17 protein-coding genes and 1 tRNA gene are annotated in these 12,054 nt (G+C 39.4%); 6 read left to right on the forward strand and 12 right to left on the reverse strand.

Annotated features, from left to right (window positions below; genetic code table 11):
* Window positions 1-56 precede the first annotated feature (56 nt).
* The 4 genes from MTTB_RS00490 to MTTB_RS00505 form a co-directional block, all read right to left on the reverse strand.
* The gene (locus tag MTTB_RS00490; RefSeq protein ID WP_248564597.1) at window positions 57-311 is read right to left on the reverse strand and encodes a thioredoxin family protein; all 255 of its coding nucleotides are present in this window, start codon (window positions 309-311) and stop codon (window positions 57-59) included.
* Between the two features lie 15 nt (window positions 312-326).
* Window positions 327-584: a thioredoxin family protein gene (locus MTTB_RS00495; RefSeq protein WP_248564598.1), complete on the reverse strand. Its 258-nt coding sequence runs from the start codon at window positions 582-584 to the stop codon at window positions 327-329.
* Window positions 585-598: 14 nt separating this feature from the next.
* Entirely contained in the window at window positions 599-1,651 is a 1,053-nt protein-coding gene (locus MTTB_RS00500; protein ID WP_248564599.1) for a permease, read from the reverse strand.
* Window positions 1,652-1,758: 107 nt separating this feature from the next.
* Window positions 1,759-1,834: transfer RNA gene (locus MTTB_RS00505), tRNA-Arg, on the reverse strand.
* A 285-nt stretch (window positions 1,835-2,119) separates the two neighbouring features.
* Between MTTB_RS00505 and MTTB_RS00510 the strand changes: the two genes are divergently transcribed.
* The gene (locus MTTB_RS00510) at window positions 2,120-2,893 is read left to right on the forward strand and encodes a metallophosphoesterase (RefSeq protein WP_282570362.1); all 774 of its coding nucleotides are present in this window, start codon (window positions 2,120-2,122) and stop codon (window positions 2,891-2,893) included.
* A gap of 1 nt (window position 2,894) precedes the next feature.
* Here the strand turns inward: MTTB_RS00510 and MTTB_RS00515 are convergent, their stop codons facing one another.
* The 7 genes from MTTB_RS00515 to MTTB_RS00540 all read right to left on the reverse strand — a co-directional run bounded on the left by MTTB_RS00515 (window position 2,895) and on the right by MTTB_RS00540 (window position 6,798).
* Window positions 2,895-3,449: a serine/threonine-protein kinase gene (locus tag MTTB_RS00515; RefSeq protein ID WP_345894028.1), complete on the reverse strand. Its 555-nt coding sequence runs from the start codon at window positions 3,447-3,449 to the stop codon at window positions 2,895-2,897.
* A complete protein-coding gene (locus tag MTTB_RS08420; protein WP_428343368.1) occupies window positions 3,425-3,598 on the reverse strand; it encodes a hypothetical protein in 174 nt (57 codons plus the stop codon). The genes MTTB_RS00515 and MTTB_RS08420 overlap by 25 nt, the downstream gene beginning before the upstream one ends.
* A gap of 13 nt (window positions 3,599-3,611) precedes the next feature.
* Complete coding sequence (locus MTTB_RS00520) at window positions 3,612-5,132, reverse strand: DUF4350 domain-containing protein (protein WP_248564601.1); 1,521 nt, start codon at window positions 5,130-5,132, stop codon at window positions 3,612-3,614.
* Window positions 5,129-5,569, reverse strand: a complete 441-nt coding sequence (locus MTTB_RS00525) for an FHA domain-containing protein (RefSeq protein ID WP_248564602.1) — start codon at window positions 5,567-5,569, stop codon at window positions 5,129-5,131. Before MTTB_RS00525 ends, MTTB_RS00520 begins: the two co-directional genes overlap by 4 nt.
* Complete coding sequence (locus MTTB_RS00530; RefSeq protein ID WP_248564603.1) at window positions 5,570-6,136, reverse strand: class I SAM-dependent methyltransferase; 567 nt, start codon at window positions 6,134-6,136, stop codon at window positions 5,570-5,572.
* Window positions 6,137-6,140: 4 nt separating this feature from the next.
* Window positions 6,141-6,368: a class I SAM-dependent methyltransferase gene (locus MTTB_RS00535; protein ID WP_248564604.1), complete on the reverse strand. Its 228-nt coding sequence runs from the start codon at window positions 6,366-6,368 to the stop codon at window positions 6,141-6,143.
* Window positions 6,369-6,654: 286 nt separating this feature from the next.
* Complete coding sequence (locus MTTB_RS00540) at window positions 6,655-6,798, reverse strand: hypothetical protein (protein ID WP_248564605.1); 144 nt, start codon at window positions 6,796-6,798, stop codon at window positions 6,655-6,657.
* Between the two features lie 140 nt (window positions 6,799-6,938).
* On the opposite strand from MTTB_RS00540, the gene hisF reads away from it, so the two are divergent.
* The 4 genes from hisF to MTTB_RS00560 are packed head-to-tail and all read left to right on the forward strand — an operon-like array spanning window position 6,939 to window position 10,348.
* Window positions 6,939-7,763, forward strand: coding sequence for an imidazole glycerol phosphate synthase subunit HisF (hisF, locus tag MTTB_RS00545; protein WP_248564606.1), 825 nt, complete (start codon window positions 6,939-6,941; stop codon window positions 7,761-7,763).
* Window positions 7,764-7,780: 17 nt separating this feature from the next.
* On the forward strand, window positions 7,781-8,659 hold the full coding sequence (locus MTTB_RS00550; RefSeq protein WP_248564607.1) for a DNA glycosylase: 879 nt from the start codon (window positions 7,781-7,783) through the stop codon (window positions 8,657-8,659).
* The gene (locus MTTB_RS00555) at window positions 8,656-9,162 is read left to right on the forward strand and encodes a hypothetical protein (RefSeq protein ID WP_248564608.1); all 507 of its coding nucleotides are present in this window, start codon (window positions 8,656-8,658) and stop codon (window positions 9,160-9,162) included. The genes MTTB_RS00550 and MTTB_RS00555 overlap by 4 nt, the downstream gene beginning before the upstream one ends.
* A gap of 13 nt (window positions 9,163-9,175) precedes the next feature.
* Window positions 9,176-10,348 (forward strand): acetylornithine transaminase, encoded by a 1,173-nt coding sequence (locus MTTB_RS00560; RefSeq protein WP_248564609.1) that lies wholly within the window; start codon window positions 9,176-9,178, stop codon window positions 10,346-10,348.
* On the opposite strand, the gene MTTB_RS00565 is transcribed toward MTTB_RS00560, so the two are convergent.
* Window positions 10,322-10,729 carry an NUDIX domain-containing protein gene (locus tag MTTB_RS00565; protein WP_248564610.1) on the reverse strand — a complete coding sequence of 136 codons (408 nt, stop codon included), beginning with the start codon at window positions 10,727-10,729 and terminating at the stop codon, window positions 10,322-10,324. The two genes, MTTB_RS00560 and MTTB_RS00565, sit on opposite strands and share 27 nt — an antisense overlap.
* A 36-nt stretch (window positions 10,730-10,765) precedes the next feature.
* Between MTTB_RS00565 and lysA the strand changes: the two genes are divergently transcribed.
* On the forward strand, window positions 10,766-12,049 hold the full coding sequence (gene lysA, locus MTTB_RS00570) for a diaminopimelate decarboxylase (RefSeq protein ID WP_248564611.1): 1,284 nt from the start codon (window positions 10,766-10,768) through the stop codon (window positions 12,047-12,049).
* Window positions 12,050-12,054 lie beyond the last annotated feature (5 nt).

Consider the following 12,054-nt stretch of genomic DNA (forward strand, 5'->3'; position numbering starts at 1 on the left):
CGTCCTCCAGAACAGGGCGGTTCTGATGTGAAAACTTCAACTTTCACAGTCATATTCTACACTCCCATCTCCTTTAGTATTGCAATCATTGTCTCCTTACTTGGGCAAACCCCCATTACCTTGATCAAACCTTCTTCCGCGACCACAGCCGGGACAACAGTCAAATTATATCTCTCATAGGCCTCTGATGGTCCGACATGCTTTATAACCTCTATGTCAGGGTATTCTTTTTGGATTTCATCCGCTAATTCTAGTAGTTTCAGGCAACCTGGACATGGCGGCTCGGCAGTAAATACTTCAATTTTAACCATTTGCATCCCCCCATGCTATCCTTCTAGTTCCTTTTTGATTATTTCCTCCATTTTTTCTTCTGAGGGGACTTTTCCCGTGGCGATGATCTTGTCATTTACCACTATGGCTGGCGTGACCATTACACCATATTTGTCCCCCTCTTCACTTAACGCATCGAATCTTTCTACTTTAATACTTTTGAACTTTTTAGCCATCCTATCCGCTATCTTTTCAGCCAATTTACACTTTTGACAAGGTGGTGTTGTCCCGAAGATTTTTACTACAACTTCCATCCTTAGATTCCCCCCTAGAATATGTTCCCATAGGCATATCCTACTAATGCTGATATGATCACTACGAGTAGTATGTATACGATTAATTTTTTGATGCCCATTATTCTTCCTATGACCATCATGTTTGGGAGGCTTAGGCTTGGACCTGCAAGTAAAAGTGTTAATGCCGGTCCCCTGCCCATTCCTAGATTCATTAAGGTTTTTATTATAGGGACTTCTGTGAGGGTTGCGAAATACATTAAAGCGCCTATAATTGACGCGAATAGATTTGGTAGAATGCCTTCACCACCTAGGTAAACCTCAACTATCCTTTGGGGTAAGATCACCTGGAGTATCCCGGCTATGAACACCCCCACTAAAAGTAGTGGGAATATCATCTTGAAGAACGACCAAGTTTCCCCTAACCATTCCCTTATATCCTCTGTTGTAAACCATTTTAAAAGGCAGACAATTAACAAGACTATGAAGAGCAAAAGTGATACTACCTTTGGTGTTGGTGCGATTTTTGACGCTCCAACAACTAAGATCAAAACAAGTAAAGAAAATACGGATAATTTTCCGAGTAAACCACCCTCTACTTTTTCAGAGACCGCAGCCGCCATCGAAGTTGTCCTCTTTTTTTCCTCTCCCCTGAATATTGTTGCCATGATAAATCCGATGACAAGAGACATTGAAATGGCCCCTATGGCCCTCGCAGCGCCCAGATCATACCCTAATACAGCTGCTGTGTAAACAATAGCCAGTATATTAATGGCGGGACTTGAATAGAGGAATGTTGTAGCAGGGCCTAATCCAGCCCCTCTACGGAGTATACCTGCAAATAATGGTAGTATTGTGCAAGAACATACTGCTAATATCGACCCTGAAACTGATGCAACACCATATGAAACTATCTTTTTGGCTTGGGGGCCTAAGTATTTTAAAACAGCTTCTTTTGATAGGAACACGCTTATTGCACCTGCAATGAAAAATGCTGGTACTAGGCAGGTGAGGACATGTGCTGAGAGATATTCTCCAAGGCATATAATCCTGCTAGTAGGATTTCTGTTATGCTCATCACACACCATCCGTATCCAAACATTTAAATCTTTTAATATATAATTTTTTCCATCAAATTCACCATAAAGAAAACTTCCCTGTAAAAAAAGATTAGAGTTTCATAAAATAGAATGAGCGGACCCGCCGGGATTTGAACCCGGGACCTTGGGATCCGAAGTCCCACGTCCTATTCCAGACTAGACCACGGGCCCTCAGAAAAAATCAACTTCCACAATTATCTTTGTCTATTATATTTTATAAATTCTTTTATTTAATCCAAATAATTTCACAGGCCATCTAAAAATTTACAAAAATTTTGGGAAGGTATGGGTTCTTAGAGACACCGCGATAAAAGAGAGAATACGATTTTTAATTTTTTTGACAAGAACAAAAAACAGGCAGGCTTTGTAAGTATAAGTGGGACATGTCCTTCTGAAATAAATGTAAAGAGAGAAAGAAATACGAAAATTTAAATATTAATAAATTATATTAATTTCATGTTTAATAATCGAAAATTGATTGAATTGCCCAAAAAGGGCAAAGCGCTTGTTATTACAGATATTCATGGTAACATAGATGACTATAACCGATTTATGGATATATGGGAAAATTTCAGGGACAGAGACAATCATCTGATCCAGACCGGTGATCTCATCCATGGAATGGACCTTAAAAATGATAAATCCATAGAAATACTGGATTCGGCGAAATATAAATTTGAAAATTCCAAAAATTTCCACCTGCTCTTAGGTAATCATGAATGGTCACTCATATCTAAAACAGAAATTTACAAGGCAGGTATAAACCTGACTTTAAATTTTGAAACCCTACTTAAACAAAAATTTGGAATCCAATGGGAGGATAAATTAGAAAATTACATCAAATTTTTTAAAAAGTTACCGGTAGCTGTTAAAACCGGGAATAAAGTTTTTATTAGCCATGCAGGACCGCCAAGGTATATAGATGATATCGATGAGATAATCCAAATCACCAATGCAGGTTATTCAAAGAACAGGAAATTGTTTGAACTTTTATGGAACAGATATGGTGATTATACAAAGGAGGACATAGACTCTTTTTTGGAAAATATTGGATGCAATGCCATGATAGTAGGACACACGCCCGTTAATGGGGTTGAATTGACAAACGAAAGACAATTAGTCGTTGCATCAAGTTACACCATGGGTAAAAGAGCGTATGTTAAACTAGACCTGGAAAGTAAGATCAAAAATGGGAAAGATCTTCTAAAAATGGTTAAATATCTAGACTAGTCTAGGGAATTTTCATAGTCTTCGAATCTGAAGACCCAAGTTTGTAGGATTTTTCAAGTTCTTCGATTAATTCGCCCATACAAGAATACCTATCCTCCTTATTTTTAGATAAACATTTCATGATGATATTCTCCACCATACTCGCACTTGGATTAATATCTGATGGAGGTGTTGGCAAGGTGTTGAGAATAGAAGTATATAATTCTGACATTTCACCCTTGAATGGTATATCCCCTGTTACGAGTTCATAGAATACGATACCAAGCTGGTAAATGTCTGTCCTTTCATCCGCTTTACCGAATTCTTGGGAAATTTGCTCGGGAGCCGCATACTGGGGCGTGGCCCCTGATAATGTTACAGATTCGCCTATTTTTAATTTGCTCAAACCCCAATCAGAAATCTTGTAAATTCCATCATGGCCTAGTATATTGGATGTTTTCACATCCCCATGGATGATATTTTTCCCATGCGCATATTGAAGCCCCTTTGCAACATCATGGACAATTGAAACCGCCTTTTTAAAAGGATACTTTAAATTGGAACAGATTCTTCGCAGAACTCCATTTCAATATATGGAATGGGTAAAATCTTAAAATCGTAAAGTTTCACGATGTTTGGATGGTCTAATTTGCTCCAATTGGAAACCTCTGATACAAAAATCTTCTCAGATTTCTTATCAAAAGACTTTGGTATTTTAATAGCCACCTCTTTCCCGTCTTTACGAGTGGCTTTGAAACTCGCCCGAATCCACCATCCCCAATGAGCATCGGATCATCATATATGCATGAAGCTCGAAGGGTAATGATTTTACTGATAATCTTTTCAGTTGATCAAATTCCTTACCTTCTATTATGAGGTCTGGACCATATCCCCTTATGATCCACAGATTAACCAAAAAGGGGACAAGTAGGAAAAAACTGCCTATTGTAAATATGAACATCATTGGGAATGAGAATATATCCCCAAGAATCATTGTTAAACCAGCGAAAAATAAGAGAATGCTAATATTAAAATATGAGTGATTGATTACAAGTCTTCTCCTATGGATCATGTTATAGACTATCATAGAATTAAAGAACAAAAGCAAAACGCCAGTTATAATTAGTGTATAGGCAAAATAAGGGTCATAGAATTCTGGTATTGAACTATTGAGTAGATATAAGTTTATAGGGATGAATAAAAGGACTGAAATGACCGCGAAAATTGCATTCACACCGATTAGACTATTAAATTTCCAATTTTTAATCGTTTTTAAGATTTCCGTTTTATCGTCCCTCTTTATTTTAAATATCAAACCAGCGCCTAAAATTAAGGTGAAAATAATCATTGTAAAGATTCTGTAACTCAAATCCCCCAAAGTGGGAGAGATTAAACCCGCCACCTCGTAGTTAGAGGGGGCAGGACGATCAACAAGCCAGTTAACAGAATTGAGGCCTAATTTCCACCCATTACTCCTATAGAGCCAAGCATTAACGAATGTCTGCGCAGAACCTATAAATATTATCTTTCCTCTCCCATATTCCATGGCAGAGATAAGTGGAAGAGGTCCTTTTGCTTCATCGGCTTCTTTTATTTCATTGTTTGCTGATTCTCCCTCACTAGTTACATAACCATGATCAGACCAAGAATCTGCATCAGAATAAACTAAAACCTCAGCCGCTCCGGGATCCTGATAAGCCCCTGTAATATAATAAATCTCAGATATATTTGCTGTTATAGGATGTGACCTGATATTATCAGTTTTTATGACTCTAGAGATGCCCATATTATGTTTTGTGTCTACGATTATCTCGTTGAATGTCAAATCCACGCCAAAGCTTCTTGCGATTTTATTAAATGCATAATTTTTATCACCATCCTGGGGACCCCAAGGCTCACCCACGAGGAGTAACCCACCACCGTTATTTACAAATTTCTTGATATCCTTTATTTCCTGGTCAGTATAATTGCGTCCAGGGGCCATTAAAATCAAAACGTCATAGTTTTCAAGTTTTTCATAGGTTAAAGGCGCTTCGGTTATTCTGGAAACAGTAGCCCCATTATCCTCCAATAAAGTGGCGAAACTTGATGCACCATATGGTCCAAGATTATATATAGTATAATACTTCCCATATGGTCCGGTTTCATCAAAAAGGATCCTAATATCATCCTGGGCCATGACAATGTTTGGGGTGGCAATTATGGGTATAATTAAGAAAGAAATGAAAATTATCAATCTAATATAGCCTGATAGCCTCACATGATCCAACTCATCTTATTCTCTAAGTATTTGATGGGTAATGTTTTCGCCACTAATATTTCATCTCGGTTCTCCAATTTTATCTTCCCAGAGCCTTTTATTTCGTTTCCGTTTATTGTTGTACCATTTTTTGTGTCTAGGTCTTCGATGTAGAATCCATCATCCATTCTAGTAATTTTGAAATGTTCTTTCCCGATAAATACCAGATCATCAGGTAGGAGAACGCCTAAAAAATCTTCCCTTCCAAAAGTCTTCTCATAATCCTCTATTATGATGTGCCGATCCTTCGGCAAGAAGAGATTTGCAAAGGATTTTTTGGGCTTATTGACTCTTGTAGTCTCTGTTATTTTAGATTTTTGTGAAAATATAACATAGAAGTTTCTTATAGCTATTCCAGCGAGTATGGCCATTAAAGCCAACACAAAAATATTAAACATTCAATGACCTCTCATATTATCTCCTTTTTGACAACAATATATTCCATATCCCATGTACTCAAAAAGGTTATCAGGCATTTGCCATGTTCCTATTATAGTTTTTAGTATGTCTCTTCTATAGGATGGTTCTTTAAAATATAAGGCTATAAGCTTGTGCCTTGCCTTGGATGAATCCTCAGATTCATTTTCATGGCTTGGATAATCTAAAGGATGGATTTCACTTGTGATAGTTTTTAATCCAGAATCTTCGAGCAATTTTTTCCACCCATTTGGGCTTTTTGGGGTTGCTCCTCCAGCATTGTAGATCAGATATCTAACTAGAGATTTTGGAGGGTTTTCTTTGATCCACGTTATTTCGTTTAGCCCCACATATCCACCTGGTTTGGTTACATGCATATACTCTTTTAGTACTTTTATTTTATCTCCTGTAAACGCGATTACTGACTCGCTTATAAGCGAGTCGAACTTATTTCTTGGAAATGGCAATTTATGGGCGTCTGCAGTGATAATATTAACCAGATGTTCAATTTTATTCCCTTTCGCCCTTTCATTAGCCTTTTTAACCATCCTCTCATTTTTTGTCCACGCCAAAAACTTTACATCCTATTGTTTTTGCAAGATAGCATACAGTTTTTCCCACACCACAACCAACATCTAAAACATATGAGGCATCAGTTATATGACATAACCCAATAAGCTTTTTAGTTGCTTTTAAACCACCAGGATGGTGTGTGAAATCAACCTCGGCTTGTAAATCAAAATAAGGATCATCAAGTTGTTTGATTGTAACCCCCCACATTAAACAAGTTCCTACTAGATTATAACTTTTTCCACCTTGTCATGTTTTGGAAATCTCTAAATATTTAATCTTTGCTAAAAATTCCTCTTTAGATATCCCCCTTTAACAAATTGCTTTCTGACTTTATCATACTCTGAAATAAATCTCATTTGTGCATTATATATTTCTATGTCATATTTGAGCTCTTCTTCAGGTGGTAAATTAGATTGTCTCCAATATTTCATATCCCAGAGATGGGATTCAAGACGTTTTTCCGCCTCTAATCTCTCCCTTTCAGTTTCCTTTTCTATATCAGTTCATCTGCTGACACGCCAGACTCCACATCCTCAATTAATTTTTGATCAAAATCTGAATTGAAATTTAGAATAAACAAAATGATCAAAAAGAAACCCACTCCCCCAATAATACCAATAAAATTTTCTTTTTTCAAAAAACCCCCCAATTCAAGAAAATCTCTTTTATTATCTCTATCAAAAGTTTTATATAAAACTATCACTAAAAATTGTCTAATTATGCCATGAAAAAGATTATTTTATAGTTCAGCTTCAATTTAATGTGAGGGTGACTAAAATGCTTACAAAGAGGATAATACCATGCCTTGATTGTGACCTGCAAGTACCCCAGGGAAGGGTGGTAAAGGGTGTTGAATTTAAACAGATAAAATATGCAGGCAACCCCGTTGAACTCGCGAACCGCTATTACGAAGACGGTGCAGATGAGATAGTATTCCTAGATATAACAGCCTCACACGAAAGAAGAGAAACAATGATCCACGTGGTCGAGGCCACAACAGAGAATGTTTTCATACCAATCTGTGTAGGCGGGGGTATAAGAAAACCTGAAGATTTCGTTAAAATGCTTAAAGCCGGCGCCGATAAATGTTCAGTCAACACCGCCGCAATAAAAAACCCTGATTTGATCAATGAAGCTTCAGAGATCGTGGGATCCCAGGCTTGTGTCGTGGCCATCGACGCGAAAAGAAGATATGTTGAAAATCCTCGAGAATCTGCTGAAAAATTCATAGTAGAAGTTGAAGACGGATACTGCTGGTATGAATGCAGCATTTACGGTGGCCGCCAGTTCACTGGCATCGATGCGATAGAATGGGCTGTTGAATGCCAAGAAAGGGGAGCTGGTGAAATACTTTTAACCTCAATGGACCGTGACGGTACCAAGAAAGGCTATGACATCCCCTTAACAAGGGCTGTAAGCGAAAACGTGGACATTCCAGTTATAGCATCAGGTGGTGTCGGCGAACCCGAGCACATGTACGAAGCTTTCACAGATGGTAAAGCCGACGCTGCATTAGCTGCGAGCATATTCCACTTTAACGAGTACCCTATTCCCACCGTAAAGGAATACCTAAAGGAGAGGGGGATCCCAGTGAGACTATAAAAGGGGTTTTGGTGGGGATGCAAAAAGACTTCAAGATCAAGGCAAAGGAATTCGACCTTGAAGCTACAATGTACAGTGGCCAGACGTCCCAACCCCCATGGCACCCCAATGGAGGAGGCTATAACGAACTTTTAACAGTAAACAATAAACCTTCCCTTATAACAATAAAACAAGCAGACGACAAACTCCACATAACCATAGAAGCACATGAAAAAATACCATTATACAAGGTTAAAGAGAGGATAAATCACATTTTTGATCTTAAATTTAACATTGAAGAATTTTATGACTTTTTATACTCTCATCCTCCCCTCGATTCTGTAATAGATTATTCAAGGGGGCTTAGACTCTTCCTTGCCAAGGACGTCTTTGAGTGTATTATTTCATCCATAGCCTCGGCAAATTGCTCAATAAAACGTTGGACCAATGCAATAAACCATATAAAGAGGTCCTGGGGGCGAGGATACCAGTTCTCAAAGGGGATATTTTATAGTTTCCCCACGCCAACCATTCTAGCCGGCCTAGATGATAACAGCTTGCGTTCAGCTGGTGTGGGATACCGTGCCAGTTACATCATAAGAACCTCTAGGATGATCTCAAGGATACCAATTAAAGATTTGAAGAGAATGGACTATGATAGGGCATTTAATATACTCCTAAAGTTGCCAGGTGTTGGGCCAAAGGTCGCGGATTGCATACTACTTTATGGTTTCAGGAAACTTGAAGCCTTCCCTGTTGATGTATGGATCCAGAGGATAATGAAGCATCTCTTCAGTGTCGATGATAAAAAGTTAAGGGATTTTGTAAAGGACGAGTTCAATGACTATGCTGGTTATGTGCAATTATATCTTTATAATTATGCCAGAAAATCTGGGATACTTGAGGGTGTCCAATGATAAAAGAAACTATCCAAGAATTCAAGGAGAAATGTCTTGTATCCTACAAGAGGCTTCTCAGATCATTGGATGAGAAATATTGTTGGAGGTGCCCTCAACGGGTCACCCGCGACAAGATAGGGTGTAGAGAAGCTGATGCATGGATTAGGATGAAAAAGGCCCTCGATGATAGTATAAGATCTTATATACGGGAGGAGATGGGAGATGAATACCTTGACAAGATCATTCAAAGGATCCATGAAAGAAACCTTGAACCCAAAATTTTAATCATAAAGGGTCCCAAAGTCAATGAGTTCCTAATAGTTAAAGAGAAATCCTCAGGATTTAAAAAGGGTGAAAAAGTAATAATAGATGACAAGATTCTTAAAGTGGAAGATGTGGAAAAAGGTTATATCAGGACAACCAGAGGATCCTATCCCCCCTATAGGATCCACGGAACCCTCCTGGACACCATCAACAAGGAACATCCAATCTATGAATACATCAAGGGGATAATACGCTAAGGGGAGATGACTTATGGATACTGATGAGATAATTAAACTTGAAAAAAAGTATATCATGCAAACTTATTCTCGCCAGCCCATCGTCCTATCACATGGTAAAGGGGCTCGCGTCTGGGACATAGAAGGTAATGAATATATTGACTGTTTCGCGGGGGTTGCAGTGAACAGTATCGGACATGCACATCCAAAGGTTGCCCTAGCCATCTGTCACCAAGCCCAAAAACTCATACACTGTTCCAACATATACTATAACAAGGAACAGGTAGAATTAGCCAAATTACTCACCTCCATATCACCCCACGACAGAGTATTCTTCGCAAATAGTGGCGCGGAGGCGAACGAGGGCGCTATAAAACTTGCAAGAAAATATACTGGTAAAGGTGAGATAATAGCCGCTGAGAATTCATTCCATGGTAGAACACTAGCCACTGTAACAGCAACCGGACAAGACAAGTACAAAGAACCATTCAAACCACTACCCCCAGGTTTCAAACATGTACCCTATGGTGATATCCAAGCCATGGCAAATGCAATCACAGATGACACTGCAGCCATACTCCTAGAGCCCATCCAAGGCGAAGGAGGAGTAGTCGTCCCACCAGAAGGCTACCTAAAAGACGTTCAAGCACTTGCAAGAGAAAATGATATCCTTTTCATCCTAGATGAGGTTCAAACAGGCTTTGGAAGGACAGGGGCCATGTTCGCATCAGAACTTTTCGGCGTACAACCTGATATAACAACAGTAGCCAAGGCAATGGGGGGAGGCTACCCTATAGGCGCCGTACTAGCAAATGAGAGGATAGCATCAGCATTTAAGGCTGGAGATCATGGATCAACATTCGGAGGCAACCCATTGGGTTGTGCAGCTGCCATAGCAGCCATAGAAGTTATAATAGGTGAGAATCTAGTAGAGAACGCCAAAAAATTAGGTGAATACTTTAAAGGGCGCTTAGAATATTTAATGGACAAATATGATATTATAGAAGATGTCAGAGGCCATGGCCTAATGTTAGGCGTTGAACTCGGGATGAAATGTGATAAAATAGTTGATGAAGCGAGAAAAATGGGCGTGCTCATAAATTGTACAGCCGATAATGTTATAAGACTCGTACCACCACTAATCATAAAAAAAGATGAAATAGACAAGGTTGTCGAAGTCCTAGATAATATCTTCGCCACGATCTAAAAATTGCTGGAAGGCACTAAGCCAAGGAGAAACTCTAAGATTGCCCATTTCACCCATTCCAACCCATTTAGACGCCTCATGTTCATCACTTAGGCTTAGAATACCAGCCTCCACCTTAACATGGAAGATAATATTCACAGACACCTTAAAGGGAAACTCTTGTTGAAACGCCCCAAGAACCCTAATAGGAGACACTATAAGACCCGTCTCCTCATAAACTTCCCTCTCTAGTGCTTCGTCAAGGGTCTCGCCATCTAACAGTTTACCCCCCGGAAGCTCCCATAATCCAGGGTTCGTCCTGGAACCAGCCGCCCTTTTAACTACTAATATCCTATCATCCTCTAGTATAAAAGCCCTAACAACAGGTATGAATGGTTTCATCTTCCCAAAACCTCCAAAAAAATTATAGGTGGTACCATGTTAAATGTAGAAGTTAATAGTAAAGGACATCTGTTAATTGGTGGAGCAGATGCAGTGAAACTCGCCGAAGATTATGACACACCATTATACGTCATAGATGAAAGGCGAATAAGAGAAAATTATCAAAGACTCCACAAGGCCTTCACAAGATACTATCCCAACTTCCAAATATTATATGCTTGCAAGGCAAATACTAACCTTACGATTCTAAGGATACTTGAAGACGAAGGTAGTGGAATCGACGCCGTCTCCCCCGGCGAAATATACATGGCCCTGCTCGCAGGTTTCAAACCCGAAAAAATCCTATACACTGGTAATAATCTTAGAGATGATGAAATACTCTTCGCAGTCGAATCAGGGACCATGATAAACATCGACTCAAAATCGCAGCTTTTAAGACTCTCAAAGATAACAGATCCAGAAAATGTTAAAATATCATTTAGGATAAACCCCATGGTAGGCGCTGGACACCACGAACACTGCATAACCGGGGGAGAACTTAGCAAATTCGGTATAAGAGAAGACGAAGCCGCTAAAGTTTACAATTTAGCCCAAGAACTCGGTTTCCAACCGATAGGAATCCATGCACATATAGGCTCGGGGATACTCGACCCAGAACCCTTCATGTTAGCCGTTGAAAAACTCATGGACATAGCAGGCAAAGTATCAAAGGCCACAGGGGTGGAATTCGAATTCATAGATTTTGGCGGCGGCCTTGGCATACCATATCACCCAGATGAAAAACCATTAGACATTAAAGAGTTCGCTGAGAAGATAACAGGCCTCTTCATGGAAAAATTAGAAGAACATTCCCTTGGAGAACCTGCCATGTACCTTGAACCTGGAAGATACATAGTGGGGGATGCCGCCTGCCTATTAACGAGGGTTAACACTATAAAAGAAGGTTACAGGAAGTTTGCTGGTGTTGATGCAGGTTTCAACACCCTAATAAGGCCCGTAATGTATGGTTCATACCATCATATAATCGTGGCAAATAGAGCAGATGAAAAACCAGTAGAAAAGATTGATATAGCAGGGAATCTATGCGAATCAGGCGACCTCTTTGCAAGGGACAGAAAGCTTCCAAAACTCAAAGAAGGAGACCTACTAGCAATATCAGATGCTGGTGCATACGCGTTTTCCATGGCATCACAATACAATTCAAGACCTCGACCAGCTGAAATCCTCGTGAAAGATGGTGAAGCCGAGATCATAAGGAAAAGAGAAGACTTCTCAGACCTTATAAACAAACAGGTTATACCCCCAAGACTCCTAAAATAATAACA

The sequence above is a fragment of the Methanothermobacter tenebrarum genome (assembly GCF_023167465.1).
GTDB lineage: Archaea > Methanobacteriota > Methanobacteria > Methanobacteriales > DSM-23052 > Methanothermobacter_A > Methanothermobacter_A tenebrarum.

Excerpts from the sequence above, each read along its gene's own strand:
- MTTB_RS00560 (WP_248564609.1), top strand. The coding sequence starts at position 9,176 with ATGGATACTGATGAGATAATTAAACTTGAAAAAAAGTATATCATGCAA.
- MTTB_RS00495 (WP_248564598.1), bottom strand. The coding sequence starts at position 584 with ATGGAAGTTGTAGTAAAAATCTTCGGGACAACACCACCTTGTCAAAAG.
- lysA (WP_248564611.1), top strand. The coding sequence starts at position 10,766 with ATGTTAAATGTAGAAGTTAATAGTAAAGGACATCTGTTAATTGGTGGA.
- MTTB_RS00500 (WP_248564599.1), bottom strand. The coding sequence starts at position 1,651 with ATGGTGTGTGATGAGCATAACAGAAATCCTACTAGCAGGATTATATGC.
- hisF (WP_248564606.1), top strand. The coding sequence starts at position 6,939 with ATGCTTACAAAGAGGATAATACCATGCCTTGATTGTGACCTGCAAGTA.
- MTTB_RS00535 (WP_248564604.1), bottom strand. The coding sequence starts at position 6,368 with ATGTGGGGGGTTACAATCAAACAACTTGATGATCCTTATTTTGATTTA.
- MTTB_RS00490 (WP_248564597.1), bottom strand. The coding sequence starts at position 311 with ATGGTTAAAATTGAAGTATTTACTGCCGAGCCGCCATGTCCAGGTTGC.
- MTTB_RS00525 (WP_248564602.1), bottom strand. The coding sequence starts at position 5,569 with ATGTTTAATATTTTTGTGTTGGCTTTAATGGCCATACTCGCTGGAATA.
- MTTB_RS00565 (WP_248564610.1), bottom strand. The coding sequence starts at position 10,729 with ATGAAACCATTCATACCTGTTGTTAGGGCTTTTATACTAGAGGATGAT.
- MTTB_RS00510 (WP_282570362.1), top strand. The coding sequence starts at position 2,120 with ATGTTTAATAATCGAAAATTGATTGAATTGCCCAAAAAGGGCAAAGCG.
- MTTB_RS00555 (WP_248564608.1), top strand. The coding sequence starts at position 8,656 with ATGATAAAAGAAACTATCCAAGAATTCAAGGAGAAATGTCTTGTATCC.
- MTTB_RS00530 (WP_248564603.1), bottom strand. The coding sequence starts at position 6,136 with ATGGTTAAAAAGGCTAATGAAAGGGCGAAAGGGAATAAAATTGAACAT.
- MTTB_RS00550 (WP_248564607.1), top strand. The coding sequence starts at position 7,781 with ATGCAAAAAGACTTCAAGATCAAGGCAAAGGAATTCGACCTTGAAGCT.